The organism is Kluyvera sp. NPDC087067 (genome assembly GCF_044745165.1).
GTDB lineage: Bacteria > Pseudomonadota > Gammaproteobacteria > Enterobacterales > Enterobacteriaceae > Kluyvera.
Map to the genome: position 1 here is coordinate 536,968 of NZ_JBIUZS010000003.1, position 16,405 is coordinate 553,372.

At 56.8% G+C, this 16,405-nt stretch carries 17 protein-coding genes; 16 read left to right on the forward strand and 1 reads right to left on the reverse strand.

The genetic code is table 11. From position 1 onward, the window contains the following. Positions 1-232: 232 nt before the first annotated feature. Positions 233-487: a GlsB/YeaQ/YmgE family stress response membrane protein gene (locus tag ACIPDS_RS11295; protein ID WP_166513683.1), complete on the forward strand. Its 255-nt coding sequence runs from the start codon at positions 233-235 to the stop codon at positions 485-487. A gap of 149 nt (positions 488-636) precedes the next feature. Then, a complete protein-coding gene (locus tag ACIPDS_RS11300) occupies positions 637-2,739 on the forward strand; it encodes a TonB-dependent siderophore receptor (RefSeq protein ID WP_400735467.1) in 2,103 nt (700 codons plus the stop codon). Between the two features lie 112 nt (positions 2,740-2,851). Here the strand turns inward: ACIPDS_RS11300 and hpaX are convergent, their stop codons facing one another. Continuing rightward, the gene (gene hpaX / locus ACIPDS_RS11305; RefSeq protein ID WP_400735469.1) at positions 2,852-4,249 is read right to left on the reverse strand and encodes a 4-hydroxyphenylacetate permease; all 1,398 of its coding nucleotides are present in this window, start codon (positions 4,247-4,249) and stop codon (positions 2,852-2,854) included. 257 nt (positions 4,250-4,506) lie between these two features. Here hpaX and ACIPDS_RS11310 point away from each other — a divergent pair, with 257 nt between their 5' ends. The 14 genes from ACIPDS_RS11310 (at position 4,507) to catA (ending at position 16,303) form a co-directional block, all read left to right on the forward strand. Continuing rightward, complete coding sequence (locus ACIPDS_RS11310) at positions 4,507-4,980, forward strand: MarR family winged helix-turn-helix transcriptional regulator (protein WP_400735471.1); 474 nt, start codon at positions 4,507-4,509, stop codon at positions 4,978-4,980. Between the two features lie 333 nt (positions 4,981-5,313). Beyond that, entirely contained in the window at positions 5,314-6,438 is a 1,125-nt protein-coding gene (locus ACIPDS_RS11315; RefSeq protein ID WP_400735473.1) for an amidase, read from the forward strand. Positions 6,439-6,541: 103 nt separating this feature from the next. Continuing rightward, positions 6,542-7,669: an acyl-CoA dehydrogenase family protein gene (locus tag ACIPDS_RS11320; protein WP_400735475.1), complete on the forward strand. Its 1,128-nt coding sequence runs from the start codon at positions 6,542-6,544 to the stop codon at positions 7,667-7,669. A gap of 22 nt (positions 7,670-7,691) precedes the next feature. Further along, positions 7,692-8,051: an IacB protein gene (locus ACIPDS_RS11325; protein ID WP_400735477.1), complete on the forward strand. Its 360-nt coding sequence runs from the start codon at positions 7,692-7,694 to the stop codon at positions 8,049-8,051. Positions 8,052-8,062: 11 nt separating this feature from the next. After that, positions 8,063-8,614, forward strand: a complete 552-nt coding sequence (locus tag ACIPDS_RS11330) for a nuclear transport factor 2 family protein (RefSeq protein WP_400735479.1) — start codon at positions 8,063-8,065, stop codon at positions 8,612-8,614. Beyond that, the gene (locus tag ACIPDS_RS11335) at positions 8,604-9,914 is read left to right on the forward strand and encodes a Rieske 2Fe-2S domain-containing protein (RefSeq protein WP_400735481.1); all 1,311 of its coding nucleotides are present in this window, start codon (positions 8,604-8,606) and stop codon (positions 9,912-9,914) included. Before ACIPDS_RS11330 ends, ACIPDS_RS11335 begins: the two co-directional genes overlap by 11 nt. Continuing rightward, complete coding sequence (locus tag ACIPDS_RS11340; protein WP_400735483.1) at positions 9,915-10,397, forward strand: aromatic-ring-hydroxylating dioxygenase subunit beta; 483 nt, start codon at positions 9,915-9,917, stop codon at positions 10,395-10,397. Positions 10,398-10,407: 10 nt separating this feature from the next. Further along, positions 10,408-11,142: an SDR family NAD(P)-dependent oxidoreductase gene (locus tag ACIPDS_RS11345; protein WP_400735485.1), complete on the forward strand. Its 735-nt coding sequence runs from the start codon at positions 10,408-10,410 to the stop codon at positions 11,140-11,142. Positions 11,143-11,151: 9 nt separating this feature from the next. Next, positions 11,152-12,084 carry a PDR/VanB family oxidoreductase gene (locus ACIPDS_RS11350; protein ID WP_400735487.1) on the forward strand — a complete coding sequence of 311 codons (933 nt, stop codon included), beginning with the start codon at positions 11,152-11,154 and terminating at the stop codon, positions 12,082-12,084. Between the two features lie 9 nt (positions 12,085-12,093). After that, on the forward strand, positions 12,094-12,582 hold the full coding sequence (locus ACIPDS_RS11355; RefSeq protein ID WP_400735489.1) for a flavin reductase: 489 nt from the start codon (positions 12,094-12,096) through the stop codon (positions 12,580-12,582). Positions 12,583-12,603: 21 nt separating this feature from the next. Then, positions 12,604-13,947: an MFS transporter gene (locus tag ACIPDS_RS11360; RefSeq protein ID WP_400735491.1), complete on the forward strand. Its 1,344-nt coding sequence runs from the start codon at positions 12,604-12,606 to the stop codon at positions 13,945-13,947. Next, entirely contained in the window at positions 13,934-15,046 is a 1,113-nt protein-coding gene (locus ACIPDS_RS11365) for a muconate/chloromuconate family cycloisomerase (protein ID WP_400735493.1), read from the forward strand. Before ACIPDS_RS11360 ends, ACIPDS_RS11365 begins: the two co-directional genes overlap by 14 nt. Positions 15,047-15,057: 11 nt before the next feature. After that, positions 15,058-15,336 (forward strand): muconolactone Delta-isomerase, encoded by a 279-nt coding sequence (gene catC / locus ACIPDS_RS11370; RefSeq protein WP_400735495.1) that lies wholly within the window; start codon positions 15,058-15,060, stop codon positions 15,334-15,336. A gap of 40 nt (positions 15,337-15,376) precedes the next feature. Further along, positions 15,377-16,303, forward strand: a complete 927-nt coding sequence (catA, locus tag ACIPDS_RS11375) for a catechol 1,2-dioxygenase (protein WP_400735497.1) — start codon at positions 15,377-15,379, stop codon at positions 16,301-16,303. Positions 16,304-16,405 lie beyond the last annotated feature (102 nt).

Sequence of the window (16,405 nt, forward strand, 5' to 3'; positions counted from 1 at the left end):
TATCGGCGTCGAATAAAAGAACTTCAGCACCTTAGCGAAAAAACCTGGCACGCCTACTGCTTTCGGTAGTTTGTGGCGCTTAAGACAGTGCTTATGTCAAAATTCGTATTTTTCCGCATAAAATATCATCGTCTTACCAGGTATTTTAAGAACAATTACCTATACTTGAAACATTAGCGGCGCAGAATGACGGCGCTATTTATTGATGTTAATGGAACTAAGAGGTGGGAAAATGGGTATTATTGCGTGGATTATTTTTGGTCTTATTGCCGGTGTGATTGCGAAAATGCTGATGCCGGGACGTGATGGGGGGGGCTTCTTTCTCACCTGTATCCTCGGGATTGTTGGTGCGGTAGTAGGCGGCTGGCTGGCGACCACATTTGGTCTGGGCGGCAGCGTCAGTGGTTTTAACCTGCACAGCTTCCTCGTCGCCGTTGTCGGCGCAATTGTGGTGCTGGCGGTATTCCGCTTAATTCGCCGCGATTAAATGTTTCAGACGGCCCCGTCCGGGGCCGTTTCACTTTCTCAAAAGCGTTAACTCCATCACATTTTTATACCCCTTCTTATTTTGGTGTTGAATTGCAAACAGCAATGATAATAATTATCGTTCTCTGATTTGCATTGAGCACAACCATAATGAAAAAAACAGGTTTTCGCGTTTGTACGCTTTCCGGGATGATTGCGTTAGCGCTTTCCACGCAGGGGCATGCCCAAGAGTCCACGATGGTGGTTACCGCATCGGGCGAGGGCAGTGAGCTAGCGGGCTGGACCAACAGCGCGACTAAATCGGCGGTGGCGGAAAGTAAAACGCCACAGGTGATAAACACCCTAAGCCAGCATGAAATCAGCCAGCGTCACGCCACCTCAATCAACGAAGTGCTTCGTTATGCGCCGGGCGTTTCAACCGAGACGCGCGGTAGCACGAGCTATATGAGCGAATATAAAATTCGCGGCTTCACCGTCGACAACGAATTCTACAATGGCCTGCAGCTGCCGTATAACGTGACCGGGAATACCAAAGCGCGTATCGACCCGCTGTTGATTGACAGCGTCGATATCCTGAAAGGGCCATCTTCCGTGCTCTATGGCAACGGCTCGCCGGGCGGGCTGGTGAATATTCAGGGTAAAAAACCGCAGACCACGCCGCGCACGGAAATGGGCTTCAATACCGGCACGCGCAACCTCAAAGAGGGGTATCTCGACTCTACCGGCCAGATTAGCGACAGCGACTGGAGCTATCGTCTATTGGGCAAAGCGACGGAAGGCGATGATCAACCGCACACCACTCGCTATGAGGATTATCTGGTGGCGCCAAGCGTCACCTGGCAGCCGAGCGATAAAACGCGCTTAACCCTCGATGCGCTGGCACAAAACACGCCAAGCCTGACGCCGTCGAACCCCCTGCCGCTTTCATATTTGCGCTCCAGTTATGCCAACAAGCGCGATTTTGCGGGTGACAAATGGAGCGGTTTTAAGCAGCGTCAATGGATGATCGGCTACAGCTTCGAACATGAATTTGATAGCGGCTGGGGGATCACCCAGAAAGCGCGTTACTTTGATATTGATACCCATCAGCAAAGTATCTACTCCACCGGTAACGCGGGAAACCCGGTTTATGAGCTCAACCGTTTTGCCTATACCACCAATGAGGATCTGCACAGTTTCAACATTGATAACCAGGTGACACGTACCGTCGCTTTGGGCGACTGGCAGCATCACCTATTGGCCGGGTTTGACTATCAGAAACTCAATTCACATTACGATTATGATTATGCATCGGCAACACCTGGCATCGATATGCGTAACCCGAATTACGGATTAGTGAATGAAGATGCGCTGGGGCTTTATACCGCGCAGAAAAACCGTCTTTCCTATAATCAGAAAGGGTACTACTTGCAGGATCAGGTCGCCTACGGTGGCCTGAATATCCTCGCCAGCCTGCGCTATGACGATTACCAGTCCGGCACCACTGATTATCTTAATAGCGATAAAAAAGAGTGGATTTCGCAAGACCGCGTCACCAAGCGACTGGGTGCGCTGTATGCTTTTGACAACGGAATATCGCCATTTATCAGCTACTCCGAAGGCTTCAAACCGGTCTCACCCGCGCGCGGGCTGACGGCAGAACAGGTGAAACCCACCACCAGCAAGCAGGTGGAAGGCGGGGTGAAATATCTGCTGGCCGATTATGCGACCACCTTTACCGCGTCGGTGTTTAATATTCGGCAGAAAAACGTGTTGAGTGCGGACCCAAGCTTTACCTATCGTCAGACCGGGGAGATTGAGTCGAAGGGTGCGGAGCTGTCGGCTATCAGCCGTCCGACCGACAACATCAACCTGATCGCGAATTATGCCTACACGCATGCCATCAATACCAAAGATGAAAGCTATCAGGGTAAACGCCCGACGCAGGTGCCGGAAAATGCCTTCAACCTGTGGGGGGATTATACCTTTGACCAGAGTCTGGTGCGTGGGCTGACGGTCGGAGCCGGGGTGCGTTATACCGGGCCGATGGAGATTTCACCGAATAATGATGAAGGGAAACTGGGTGGCACCACGCAGTATGATATGTCGGTTTCATACGATATGTCTGCCGTGGACAGCAGCCTGAACGGACTGGTGCTCAAAGCCAGCGCTCAGAACCTGACCAACAAAGAGACCTTAACCTGCTATGACAGCACCAACTGCTGGATTGGCCGTGACCGTACGGTGCAGGTTGGAGCAAGTTACACCTTCTAATAAGCGGGTAATACCCCTGTAGGCCGGATAAGCGCAGCGCCATCCGGCAAGGTGCCGCACGACGCCGGATGGCGCTGCGCTTATCCGGCCTACAATTGGTATTAAAGAGTCATTACGCCGACTCCGGTGAAGCGCCGGTGCGAGCAATCGGCTTCACGACCGCTTTCATCGGAATAAACGCCACAATAATCGCCCCCAGCACCAGGAACCCGGCCACCATATAGATGCCCGCGTTAAAGCTGCCGGTGACATCTTTCATCCAGCCCATCAGCAGCGGCCCCAGCGCCGCGCCGGTCATGCCGGTGCCGTTTATCACCGCGATTCCCAGCGCTCGGGCACGCAGCGACATCACTCTGTCCGGCGTCGTCCAGAAGATCACCATCGCCGCAAATGCCCCCATCGATGCCATCACGATACCGGTAAATTGTAGTTGCGGATTCACGCTGGTGGCGGTCAACATCCAGCCGACGGAGGCAAACAAATACGGCAGCAGGGTGTGCAGCTTGCGTTCATTGTGGCGGTCGGAACGCTTACTCCACCAAATCATCCCGATAATGGTACACACCTGCGGAATGGCGCTCAGTAAACCAATGGTCACATTGCTGCTATCCGCATTAAAACTGCGCAGAATAAGCGGAGTCCAGACGCTCAAAGCGCTTAGCGTATTGGTCAGACAGAAATAGGCGAGGGTGTAGAGAATAATCACCGGCGTGAATAACTCACGAAAGATGCTTTTTTGCCCGACAGACGCCGCGGCAATCGCACTTTGCGTCTGCAATGCGCTCTGCTTGTCCGCTTCCAGCATCTCGTTCAGGCAGGCTTTATCCTCCTCGGTCAACCATTTTGCGGTAGACGGGCTGTCATCAAGCCAGAACCACACGACCAGTCCCAGCAATACCGACGGAAAACCTTCCAGCAAGAACAGCCACTGCCAGCCTTTCAGATTAAGCAGGCCGTCCATATTTAAAATATAACCCGAAGCGAGCGACCCCAGCGCCATGGTCACCGGCATGGCAATCATAAACAGCGCATTGGCGCGGGCGCGATAGTGTGCCGGAAACCAGTAGGTCATGTAATACAACAAGCCGGGCAGGAAACCGGCTTCCGCAATCCCGACGAGCATTCTCAGGGCATACAGACTTTTCGGCCCGGTTGCAAACAGGGTCGCGGTGGAGGCAATTCCCCACACAATCATCAATATCGCAATCCAGCGCCGCGCGCCGACGATAGTCAGCATCACGTTACTTGGAATACCGCACACCACGTACATCACATAAAAAAGCGTGGTGGCCAGGCCAAACATGGTGCTGGTTAAGCCTAAATCTTTGCCCATTGTCAGGCCGGCAAAGCCGATGTTGATCCGGTCGAGGTAGGAAAAAACAAACAGAATGAATAAAAAAACGACTAAGCGGCGAAAAAGTTTATTGATCACCGCCTGCTGGCGAGGATTGAGAGGCATTGGGGCTTGAGGCCCGGAGCGATTGTGCTCCGTAGAAGGGCTATCGTTCATGAAAAGCTCCACATTGTGTTTATTAGTATGAGTATCAGACAGGCTGCTAACGTATAGAAAATAGCCACAATGGCTGTCAACTTTATGTGTCAAAAATGATACGAAATTGTTATTCATTCGTCGTTTGTGAATCATAATGCGATCTGTGTCGCGTAAATCAGGCACTGTGGAGCATGTGGCGGAAAAGCGCTTCAGGACGGGCGTTCAGACACAGGGTATAATCGAAAAATCTGTTGCAGATTGGGGTAAGGAAACGCATGCGTCATACAAAAAAAATATCGGAAGGCCTGCCTGACGAGAACGAATTTCACCGTGAAGATTTTCCGTTCTACTGGATTGTCAACGTCTATGCGCGTTATACCCAAACCGTCGAAATCGCCCTGAAAAAGATTGCCCTCGACGTATCGCGCTTTCGCGTACTGATGATCACTCACCAGTACGGTGAAGCGAGCATTTCACAAATCTCCGAATATGCGCTGGCGAAAATGCCGACGGTCACCAAAATCGTTGGCCGCCTGCGCGATGATGGTCTGGTTACCACCAGCAGCAGCGAGCGTGACGCCCGGGTGACGGTGGTGATGCTTACGGACGCCGGCAAGCAGAAAGTGGCCGAAGCGATGCCGTTAGTGGGCAAAATTTTCGACAAAGGTTTTAAGGGAATGAGCGTAAGCCAGGTCGAAAAAATGAACCAGTCGCTGGCGAAAGTGCTCGATAACCTCAATGAATTATGAGCCAGCAGGACACAATGACAAAATTGTGACTTGCGTAGATTTTTATCTTAACCCTCTGTAAATAAAAACCTTTCTGACATCTGTCGCCGGTTCGTTACCCGGCGACTGTACCTGCCTTTATGCCGAATTTTGCTTTATATTTCATCAAACTGCATGAGTAACCCTTTCATGCTCATGGTTAATAACTTGTTGCGGCTCGGTAAAAATAACGTGAAATATTACTTGAATATTCATCTAAATTTGCCAGTATTGATTAAACGTTAGTCAGGACAAAAAAGCAGCATCGACTGCTTGCCTGAATATGATTCATTATTTCTGGTTAAGGTGTTAATCATGCAGCCAGTTTATGAGAGCGATGGGTTTGTCGAACGGTTTACCCTCGGCGAGGGCGACCTGAGTTTTGCCGTTAAAGATACGCTGGACGTGGCGGGATACCGCACCCTGGCCGGGTGCCCGGCGCTGGCGGAAAGCCCGGCTGCGCGACAACATGCAAGCGTGGTCGCAAAGCTACTGGAAAACGGCTGCACGTTGCGCGGGAAAACCACGCTTCACGAACTGGCGTTTGGCGTCACCGGGATCAACGCCTGGGGCGGAACGCCGATCAACCCTCTGTATCCTGCGCTGATCCCCGGCGGATCCTCAAGCGGTTCGGCGGCGGTTGTCGCCTCCGGTGAGGTCGATTTTTCGCTGGGAACCGACACCGGAGGATCGGTGCGTATGCCCGCCGCCTGCTGCGGTATTCTGGGGCTCAAACCCGGCTATGGTGTTTTAAGCCGCCGGGGCGTGATGCCCGCTGACAGTTCGCTGGACTGCGTGGGCCTTTTTGCGCGGCAGGCGGATGTACTGCGTCAGGTGCTGAAGCGTCTCGATCTCCCGGTCGATGCGCCGCTGGACACGCTACCAGAAATGACCTTTATCGCCGCAGCACTGCCTGAAATAGACGCGCAGCTGCTGGCGTTTCTCGCCGATGCGCACGTTTACCCTCATCGTGGTGAACTGGTTACCCTGGTCGATGCTCATCAGGCCGGAATTGCTCTTATCAGCCGCGAAAATTGGCTGGCGCTCAATCCGCTGTTAGCCACCGGCGCCGTCTCTGATGATGTGGCGACCCGCATTCGCGCCGGTGAAGCGGTTACTCCACAAGCGCTTGATGACGCAGAGCGCGTGCGGCAGCGCTTCACCGCCGATGTTGATGCGCTGCTGGCGAAAACGCCGCTGCTGGCGCTGGCCACCTTACCCGAACTGCCGCCCACGCTGGTTGAGGCCAGTGACCCGCTAAGCGTCGTCAGCCTGACCCGACTGGTGCGCCCGTTCAACCTCAGCGGCCATCCGGCGATAACCCTGCCCGCAGGTGAGCGAAAAGGTCGTCCGATAGCCCTCCAGCTGGTGGCCCGCAAAGGCGCCGAAGGCTTACTGGTGCAGGCCGCCGAGTGGCTTTTGTCGCGACGACGACGCTAACCACACACTCTTTCTTTGCCTGGTTCCTAATGACTCAGTGAGTTCGACTCATTGCGGCTGCGCTCGCCCTGCGACCGGTCGCCACCACTACCCGGAGAACGCCATGTCTGCCGTCTTAATCCGTGAAGCTCTAGCGCCGCTGTTGAGTGAAGTTGCGTCGCGAAGCGAAGATTTTGAACATCAACGTCATATTTCTGACGACATCATTAGCCGTTTTCAGCAGGTTGGCGTCTACCGTGCGCTGGTGCCGAAAATCTACGGCGGTGACGAATGTTCCCCGGCGCAGTTTTGCGAGTTGATCGAGCAGATTGCTACGGCGGACGGCTCCGCAGGCTGGGTGGCAAGCTTCGGCATGAGCCCGTTTTACCTCGGCGCGCTGCCCGTTGACACCTTAAAAGAACTCTATCGAAACGGCCCGGACGTGGTTTTTGCCGGCGGCATTTTCCCCACCCAAAAGGCCCGTCAGGCCGACGGCGGCTACCGCGTTAGCGGACGCTGGAGCTTTGCCAGCGGCAGCATGGGCGCATCGGTATTAGGTGTTGGCATCTTGCCTGACGGTGAACAGCCGCTGCCGCGTATGGCGGTATTGCCGCGCGCCAGCGTACAGATCGACCCGGTATGGAATACGGTCGGGCTTGCGGGTACCGGCAGCCACGATTTGCTGGTGGACGACGTATTTGTGCCGCACGAGTGGACCTTTATTCGCGGCGGCGTGCTCAATCTCGAAGGGCCGCTATACCGCTATCCGGTGCTGTCATTGGCGACCCAGGTGCTGTCGGTCGTGGCGCTCGGCGTGGCGCGTGCCGCACTCAACGAAATCTATGCGATTGCCCACCGCCAGCAGTCGGTGACCGGCGCACCGCGTCTGGCCGAACGGCCGCAGGCGCAGATGCAAATTGCCCGCTGTGAAGCCGACCTGCGCTCGGCACGCGCCTGGTTCTACGACGCTATTGATGATGTCTGGCAGCGCTTGCTAAGCGGTGACGATCCCAGCTGCGAACAGATTAACGCCTTACGCCTGTCGTCAACTCACGTCACGCGCGTGGCCGCCGAGGTGGCCCGTCAGGCGCTGGCGCTGAATGGTATGGGCGGCGTCACCATGACCAGCCCGCTACAGCGCTATGTCCGCGACACCATGGTCATTACCCAACACGCCTTTATGGGCGATCTCTCTTATCTCAACGCGGGCACCGTCTTTTTTGGCGGCAAACCGCAGCCCGGTTATCTGTGATTTTTTCCTTAAGGAGCACTACATGAGCCAGTTAAAAACCTTACGCGTGCTGTTTTGTATCGGCGTGAACCAGAATTTTTTCGACGCCAGCGCGGCGGAAGCGAAGCAGGTATGGGCCGCTTTCGGCGTGATGATGAAAGGCATCGATGAAACCCCAGGGATCACGGTGATTGGCAATATGGATGACGACCAGTTGATGGTCGGCCCCTCGACAACCGCACCGTGGACGACCTACGTCCTGGCCGACGCGCAGGCGCTGGAAAACGTCGCCGCGGTTTGCAACCTGTTCCGTACCACGCCGGTGGGCGATGGCGGCAGCAAGCTGTGGAAGTACTGCAAAATCGAAGCCCGCGTCGGGCGTGAACTGATCATTCAGGGCTAACGGAGCGCGCCATGACCTCTCAGGATGCCCTGCGTTTACAGCAGCTTGAAGACCAGCAGGCCGCACGCGTTTGCATTAGCGACTACATGCACCTGTGCGACCGGCTAGATGATGCCGAAACGGTGCGCGCGATTGGCGAACTGTTCAGCGCGGATGCCTGCTGGGAAGGCGTTGGCGAACCTTACGCCGCGCGGCTGGGGCGTCATCTGGGGCGTGAAGCCATTGTGGCCATGATGACTGGATACGTTCGCAAGCCCGCGCATTTCGCCATGAACGCGCACTTCTTGTGTTCCGAGTCGTTGAGACACGCGGCGAGCGGTGAGCTACAAGGTCGCTGGCTGATGCTGCAAACCTCCGCCTTTAGCGCGGGCGGGGCGCACCTCAATGCCGCCGAACTCAACGTCTCTTTCCGTCGCGAAGCGGGTGAGATGGTGATGCACCATTTCACCACCCGCAACCTGTTTAGTCGCCCCGTTAGCCACTGGCACGCCGAGGATTTACTCCCGGTGCCAGAAAACCATCAGACCGTCAAAGACGGCCAGGAGAATGGACATGCAGTGTGACAGCACCATTAATGTGAAAAATATCGACACCACCACGCCCGCCGCGCCAGGCCGCGACGAGATTGCGTCGCTGGTGCAACACGACCGCGTACATACCTCGCTTTACACCTCAGAGGAGCTGTTTGCCCTCGAGCTGGAACGGGTATTTGGCAAAACCTGGGTATGGGTAGCGCATGCCAGCGAGATACCGGAAACCGGCAGTTTCAAAACCACCGAGATTGCCACCCAGCCGGTGATTGTGGTGCGTGACCGTAAAGGCACCGTCCATACGCTACTCAACCGCTGCCGTCACCGCGCCGCCACCGTGTGTGAACACCGCAGCGGCAAAACCAACAGCTTTGTCTGCCCGTATCACGGCTGGGGCTACGCGCTGGACGGCAGCCTGCGCGGCGTGCCACACCCGGAAAGCTATGCCGACCAGTTAGAAAAGGGTGAGCTGGGGCTGGTGTCCCTGCGGACCGAACAGTATGCGGGAATGATCTTCGCCACCTTCAACGATCGCATTGAGCCGCTGGAAGATTTCCTCGGCGCGGCGAAAAAGTGGATGGATCTGTTTATGAAGCAGGGCGCGGGATATCCGATCAAAACCGGCCCGGCACACCGATTCCGCTTCCCCGGCAACTGGAAAATTCAGCTTGAGAATACCACTGACGGCTATCACTTCCCGGTGGTGCACCGTTCGTTTTTAAGCTCGGTCGATAAGCAGACCGAAGAGATGCTCAACTTTGTTGACGGCAGCGGCTACGTCGAGGACCTCGGTAACGGCCACAGCGTAATGGTGATGATCCCGGAACTGGTGGATCTGGAGGCCAATCTCGATGCGCCGATCCCCGAGCGTTTCACTGAACTGGCTGACGCGTTGCGCGCAGAACACGACGAAGAGAAGGTTCGCCGCATTGTACGCGCCGTCGGCGGTTCCGGCTTTAACCTCAATATTTTCCCCAACATCGCCTGCTCGATGGCGTTCTTCCGCGTGCTGCAACCGCTGTCGGTCAACGAAACCGAAATTCATCATGCGGTGATCACCATGGACGGCGGCCCGGAAATCGCTAACCAGGCACGTTTACGTCTGCATGAACACTTCCAGGGGCCGATGGGCTTTGGCACGCCGGACGATTCCGAGGCGTGGGAGCGCGTTCAGCGCGGGGCCACCTCAGGCAATGACCTGTGGATCATGTTAAACCGCGGTCTGGCGGGTGAATACCGTACCGATGATGGCCTGCGCAGCGACGTCAGCGCCGAAACCGGCATGCGCGCGGCTTATCAGCAGTGGAAAAAACTGATGACGGAGATGGAATAAATGACGACCGCAGAATCTGTACTGTTTAACGCCATTGCGGTGATAAACCTCGAAGGCGATCTGCTGGACCAGGGGGAGTTTAACGCGTGGCTCGATCTCTGGCTGCACGATGGCCTGTACGTGGTGCCTATCGACCCGCAGGAAACCGATTTTAAAAATACGCTCAACTACGCCTGTGACGACCACGAAATGCGCGCTAAGCGGGTGAAACGCCTGTACAGCGGCGAATCTATTTCCACCACACCGCGCGCCAGAACGCTGCGCACGCTGTCGCGCTTTCGGCTGCTGGAAGCCAGCGAAAATGAAGTGGTCGTGCGGGGCGCGCAGTCGTTGTGGGAACACCGCAAAGGCCATAGCCGCCACTATGCCGCCGATATCACCTGGCATCTGCAACCGCAGGCCAGCGGTTGGCGAATCAGCCAAAAGGTTATCCGTCTGGTCAATAGCGACGATGTGCTGCACAGCATCGGCTACATCCTCTGAGGAGTCATTTATGACGCAAACCGTATTAGTCACCGGGGCGGCATCCGGGCTGGGGAATGTCATCGCCACACACCTTCTGGCACAGGGTGACCAGGTGGTATTCACCGACGTTGACGCCGACCGCGTAAAGGCTGCCGCCGCGCATTGTGATAGCGAGCGCGTGCTGGCACTCGCGCTGGATATTCGTCAACCGCAAGATTTTGACCGTGCGCTGGCCGCTACCCTTGAACGCTTTGGCAGCCTACAGGTGCTGGTGAATAACGCCGCGCTAACCCTGGCAACCCCGGTGATGGACATTAGCGTTGATGAATTTGACCGGGTTATCTCCACTAACCTGCGAGGTACCTTTGTCGGCTGCCAGACGATGGGGCGCTACTTCGCGCGCTGCGGCTACGGTCGCATTATCAATCTTGCTTCGCTTGCCGGACAAAACGGCGGCACGGCCTCCGGCGCGCACTACGCCGCGTCGAAAGGCGGGATCCTGACGCTCACCAAAGTGTTCGCCCGCGAACTGGCGAAATCCGGCGTCACGGTGAATGCCATCGCCCCGGGCCCGATGGATTTGCCGACCGTTCATGCACTGGTGCCGGAAGACAAAATGGCCGGGCTACTGCAAATGATCCCCGTGGGCCAGCTTGGCGAGGCCGAGTTTGTCGCCCACGCCGTCGCGCTGCTGGCCTCTCAACACGCGTCGTTTGTCACCGGGGCAACCTGGGACATTAACGGCGGGCTGTTTATGCGTTAAGGGGGCGAAATGCTGACACTCAAAATTATCCGTCGCGAATTGCAGGGGGAAGTGGTGCTACTGACGCTGGCACACCCGGACGGTCTTACGCTGCCCGCGTTTCAGGCCGGGGCGCATCTCGACGTGTATTTACCCGGCGAACTGATTCGTCCTTACTCGCTATGCGGCGACCCGCAGGACAGCCATCACTATCAGCTTGGCATACTCAAAGACAGTCAATCGAAAGGCGGATCGCTGGCAGCCCATGCGCTGCGTGAAGGCGATGTGGTTCAGGTTAGTGAACCGCGCAATCTTTTTGCGCTGGCGGAACATAGCGCACATAGCCTGCTGATAGGCGGCGGCATCGGTATCACGCCCATGCTGGCGATGGCGGCAGAACTGCACCGCGCCGGGCGTTCGTTTTCCCTGCATTACTGCGCGCGCACCCGCGACCTGGCGGCATTCTTGCCGCAGCTTGCAGCGTGCGCCTATGCGCCACAGGTGCACCTGCACTTTAGCGATGAGCAGCGGATAAATCTGGATGCGGTGCTGTGCGATGTGCCGGAGGGTTCGCACGTCTATACCTGCGGCCCGTCACGATTGATGGAGGCGGTCAGCGACCGGGCCAAAGCGCACGGTTACTCGCCTGAACAAATCCACCAGGAGTGCTTTAGCGCAGAGGTGGAAACCGGCGGGCAACCCTTTGAGGTGGTGGCCGCTGCCAGCGGTATCACCGTCCAGGTGGCGGCCAACCAGACCATCGTCGAGGCGCTGGCGCAGGCAGGGCTGAAGGTCTGCGTCTCCTGTAAGCAGGGCATTTGCGGCAGCTGTCTGACCGATGTGCTGGAAGGTGAGCCGGATCATCGCGACCACTATTTGACCGACGAAGAGAAGGCCGATGGCGATCAGATCCTGCTGTGTTGCTCGCGGGCCAAAAGCGCCCGTCTGATTATCGATCTTTGAGGATCCTTTATGACTCTGCAAACCGAATTCCGTAATGCGATGGCGCAGCTAGGTAGCGCGGTCTCTGTGATTACCACCGACGGCCCGGCGGGCAAGTTTGGCTTTACCGCCTCCGCCGTTTGTAGCGTGACCGACCAGCCGCCAACCCTGCTGGTATGCATGAACCGCAACTCGTTCGCCCACGCGCATTTTAAGCAAAACGGCGTGCTGTGCGTCAACGTGCTGTCAAGCGATCACCAGGCGCTCTCCGGCGTATTTGCGAACGCCAGCCTGCGTTCGGAAGAGCGATTTTGCCATGACAACTGGCAGGTTTTAGCCAGCGGTGCGCCGGTGCTCAGTTCGTCGGTTGCCAGCTTTGACTGTTTGATTAGCGACTGCCATGAGGTTGGCAGCCACTCGGTCTTTTATTGTCGTGTGCAGGCTTTGCGCATCAGCGAGCGGGCGCGCGGGTTGGTCTATTTCAATCGTGGCTACCACGCCGTCGGTCATGAAGCCTGACGCTAAGAAGAGGACTGACAGATGAGCAATGTCGTTTCTGAAACCGTCGTCGCAACGGGCGAAAACCGTCAGGATGCCCAGCAAATGCGCAAGCTGGTGGTGGCCTCTGTGCTGGGCAATGCGCTGGAATGGTACGACTTTTTTCTCTATGGCACCGCGGCGGCGCTGGTGTTTGGCCCGCTGTTCTTCCCGGTGGGCGGTGACCCGCTCCAGGGGACATTACTGGCGTTTTCCGGTTTCGCGGTCGGTTTCCTCGCCCGGCCGCTCGGCGGCATCGTGTTTGGGCATATAGGCGATCGCTATAGCCGCAAAATGACGCTAATCATGACCCTGACGCTCATGGGCGCCACCACTTTTGTGATTGGTCTGCTACCCACCTATGCGCAGATTGGCCTGTGGGCGCCGGTGTCGCTAATTACGTTGCGATTTTTACAAGGCGTGGCCTCCGGCGGCGAGTGGGGCGGTGGCGTACTGATGCTCAGTGAAAATGCGCCAGCGTCGCGTCGTGGCTTCTATACCGCCTGGAGTCAGATGGGCGTGGCGGGAGGATTTGTCCTGTCGGCGTTCGCCTTCTATCTGGTGCAACAGCTGCCGGACGATGATTTCATGCGCTGGGGATGGCGCGTGCCGTTTTTGCTGAGCATCGTTATCTTCCTCGTGGGCGTTTACATCCGTAAAAATATCCGTGAGAGCCAGGTGTTTGCCAGGGCGAAGCCGGAGGACAAGCACGAAAACATCCCGCTGCTTGTCCTTGTGCGTGAACATCCTAAGGCGCTGCTACAGGCCATTGCGCTGCGTCTGCCGGAAAACGGCGCATCTTATATTTTCTTCACCTTCTCGGTGGTCTACGCCAAACACGTCGGTATCGCGACCGGGGAGATTATCAGCGCGGTGACGCTGGCGATGCTGATTGAGTTCTTCTCTATCCTCTTCTGGGGCGCGGTTTCCGATCGTATTGGCCTGAAACCGGTCTATTACATCGGCGTGATTGGCCTGTTGGTCATGGCGTTTCCGTTCTTCTGGCTACTGTCCACCGGCCAGTTCGGCTTCATTATGCTGGCGATGTTCCTCGGACTGCCGGTTTGCCACGGTGCCATGACCGGTACCCAGCCGTGCATTATGAGCGATCTTTTTCCGGTGCGCGTGCGCTACTCCGGGCTGGCGCTGGGGCATGAAGTGGGCTCGATATTCTCCGGCGGCCTTGGGCCGATGCTGGCGGTGGCGCTACTGATGGCCTTTGACGCTTCGTGGCCGGTGTCGCTGCTGCTTATCGTCTACGCCTTGCTGGCGTGGCTTGCGCTCAGAAGCCTGCCGCCAACTCCCTCCAAATCGATAAAAGCAGGAGCAACAGATGTTAACGATTGAATCACTGGCCTGTTGGCTGGTGGATATCCCCACCGTCCGTCCACACAAGTTGTCGATGGCGACGATGGGCTGCCAGACCCTGATGATGGTGCGTATGCAGTGTGCTGAAGGCGTCATCGGCTGGGGCGAGGGCACCACTATCGGCGGCCTGAGCTACGGTGCGGAAAGCCCGGAGGCGATGAAACTCGCGATTGAAAACTACCTGTCACCGCTGCTGTGCGGCCAGACCTTTAGCGGCGTAGCGGCATTAGCCGAGGCGATGAACGCCAGCGTCAAGGGCAATACTTTCGCTAAATCGGCGCTGGAAACGGCCTTTCTTGATGCGCAGGGCAAAGCGTTAGGGCTGCCGGTCAGTGCGCTGCTGGGCGGGGCCATCTCGACGCAGCTTCCCGTGCTGTGGACGCTGGCGAGCGGTGATACCCAGCAGGATATCGACGAAGGGAAACGTCTGCTGGCGCAAGGCCGTCACCACGCCTTCAAATTGAAAATCGGCGCGCGAACGCTGGACGCCGATGTGCGCCATGCGCTGGCGATTAAAGCGGCGCTGGGCGAGGAGGTCAGCGTGCGCGTTGACGTTAATCAGGCCTGGGATTTCACCACGGCAATGAAAGGGATGAGCGCACTGGAGGAAGGCGGTATCGATCTTATTGAGCAGCCGATTCCGCTGTGGGACCGGCAGGGCCTTATTGCCCTGAGCCAGCGTTTCAGCGTGCCCATTCTTGCCGATGAAGCGGTTTCCACCAGCTCTGACGGCTATGCGCTGGCAAGCGGCGGTTTTCGCGGTGCCTATGCGCTGAAGATTGCCAAAGCGGGCGGCCCGGCACAGGCGCTAAAACTGGCGCACGTTGCGCAGGCGGCAGGCGTGGCGCTGTATGGCGGCACCATGCTCGAAGGCACGCTGGGGACGGTGGCCTCACTGCATGCCTGGTCAACGGTCAACATGCAGTGGGGAACCGAGATGTTCGGCCCGCTGCTGCTAAAAGACGACATCGTCGCCACGCCGCTTAACTTCCGCGAGGGGCAGGTCTCGTTACCGCAGGGGCCGGGGCTAGGCGTTGAGATTGACTGCGACAAGTTGCGTTTTTACACCCGAAAATAGAGGACATCTGCATGCTGTTTAAAGTTGAAATGACCGTCAATATCCCGGCCTCGCTGCCCAAAGAGCAGGCCGACGCGATTAAGGCTGAAGAAAAGGCCTACTCCCAGCGCCTGCAACGTGAAGGTAAATGGCTGCATATCTGGCGCGTGGCGGGGCTTTACGCCAACGTCAGCATTTTTGATGTCGCCGACAATCAGGAACTGCACGACATTTTGACCGCGCTGCCGCTGTATCCCTTTATGGCGATTTCAGTGCAGCCGCTGTGCCGCCATCCCTCGTCCGTGAACTAACAACAATAACCCTTACCCTACAAAAAAAGAGGAACACGCAATGTCAGTGAATCCGACCAAACAAACCGAACTGGAATCTTTATTGGCCATCAGCAGTGGCTTAAATTCCGAACAGGGCAACGATCGTTTTAAAGCGATTATGCATCAGGTACTGAGCGACCTGTGCCAGACGATTAAGAAATTTGATATCAGCGATGAAGAGTTCTGGCTGGCGGTTAATTACTTAAACGAGCTGGGCGAGCGTAAAGAGTCTGCGCTGCTGGCGGCGGGTCTGGGGCTTGAGCACTATCTGGATATCCGCGCCGATGAAAAAGAGGCCGCGGCCGGCAATGAGGTAGGGACGCCGCGCACCATTGAAGGGCCGCTGTACGTGGCGGGGGCGCCGCTGAGCCAGCAGTATGCGCGGATGGACGACGGCCAGGAGCCGGGAGAACCGATGTGGTTACACGGCCAGGTAACGGATTTGCAGGGTAATCCGGTCGCCGGTGCCATTGTCGATATCTGGCACGCCAATACGCTCGGCGGCTACTCCTTCTTCGACCCGTCTCAAAGTGAATACCATTTACGCCGCCGGATTGAAACTGGGGCTGATGGGCGTTACGCGGTGCGCAGCATCGTGCCGTGCGGTTATGGCTGCCCACCGGATGGCCCGACGCAGAAATTGCTGACCGCTTTAGGCCGCCACGGTAATCGTCCCGCGCATGTGCATTTCTTCGTTTCTGCTCCCGGTTACAAGCATCTGACCACGCAAATTAACCTGAACGGTGATGCCTACCTGTGGGACGATTTCGCCTTTGCAACCCGCGAAGAATTGATTGCCGACCCGATAAAAATCACCGACGACACGCTTTCGCAGGAACGCAAAATTAACCAGCCGCATACCGAGGTAAGCTTTAACTTTACGCTGGTGGACGCCACGCATAGCGAGGAAGAGACGCGCATTAAACGCGCCCGCGTGATGGAATAAACGATAGCCTGTGCAACCCCGGGGTCGGCGTAAACGCCTTGCCCGGGCTACCAACCTGGATGTTGTCATGTAGCCCGGCCAAGCGCAGCGCCGCCGGGAATT

Coding starts and splice junctions, on each gene's coding strand:
- ACIPDS_RS11350 (WP_400735487.1), top strand. CDS start 11,152: ATGCTGACACTCAAAATTATCCGTCGCGAATTGCAGGGGGAAGTGGTG.
- ACIPDS_RS11355 (WP_400735489.1), top strand. CDS start 12,094: ATGACTCTGCAAACCGAATTCCGTAATGCGATGGCGCAGCTAGGTAGC.
- ACIPDS_RS11315 (WP_400735473.1), top strand. CDS start 5,314: ATGCAGCCAGTTTATGAGAGCGATGGGTTTGTCGAACGGTTTACCCTC.
- ACIPDS_RS11345 (WP_400735485.1), top strand. CDS start 10,408: ATGACGCAAACCGTATTAGTCACCGGGGCGGCATCCGGGCTGGGGAAT.
- hpaX (WP_400735469.1), bottom strand. CDS start 4,249: ATGAACGATAGCCCTTCTACGGAGCACAATCGCTCCGGGCCTCAAGCC.
- ACIPDS_RS11310 (WP_400735471.1), top strand. CDS start 4,507: ATGCGTCATACAAAAAAAATATCGGAAGGCCTGCCTGACGAGAACGAA.
- ACIPDS_RS11365 (WP_400735493.1), top strand. CDS start 13,934: ATGTTAACGATTGAATCACTGGCCTGTTGGCTGGTGGATATCCCCACC.
- ACIPDS_RS11335 (WP_400735481.1), top strand. CDS start 8,604: ATGCAGTGTGACAGCACCATTAATGTGAAAAATATCGACACCACCACG.
- catC (WP_400735495.1), top strand. CDS start 15,058: ATGCTGTTTAAAGTTGAAATGACCGTCAATATCCCGGCCTCGCTGCCC.
- catA (WP_400735497.1), top strand. CDS start 15,377: ATGTCAGTGAATCCGACCAAACAAACCGAACTGGAATCTTTATTGGCC.
- ACIPDS_RS11320 (WP_400735475.1), top strand. CDS start 6,542: ATGTCTGCCGTCTTAATCCGTGAAGCTCTAGCGCCGCTGTTGAGTGAA.
- ACIPDS_RS11300 (WP_400735467.1), top strand. CDS start 637: ATGAAAAAAACAGGTTTTCGCGTTTGTACGCTTTCCGGGATGATTGCG.
- ACIPDS_RS11360 (WP_400735491.1), top strand. CDS start 12,604: ATGAGCAATGTCGTTTCTGAAACCGTCGTCGCAACGGGCGAAAACCGT.
- ACIPDS_RS11330 (WP_400735479.1), top strand. CDS start 8,063: ATGACCTCTCAGGATGCCCTGCGTTTACAGCAGCTTGAAGACCAGCAG.
- ACIPDS_RS11295 (WP_166513683.1), top strand. CDS start 233: ATGGGTATTATTGCGTGGATTATTTTTGGTCTTATTGCCGGTGTGATT.
- ACIPDS_RS11325 (WP_400735477.1), top strand. CDS start 7,692: ATGAGCCAGTTAAAAACCTTACGCGTGCTGTTTTGTATCGGCGTGAAC.
- ACIPDS_RS11340 (WP_400735483.1), top strand. CDS start 9,915: ATGACGACCGCAGAATCTGTACTGTTTAACGCCATTGCGGTGATAAAC.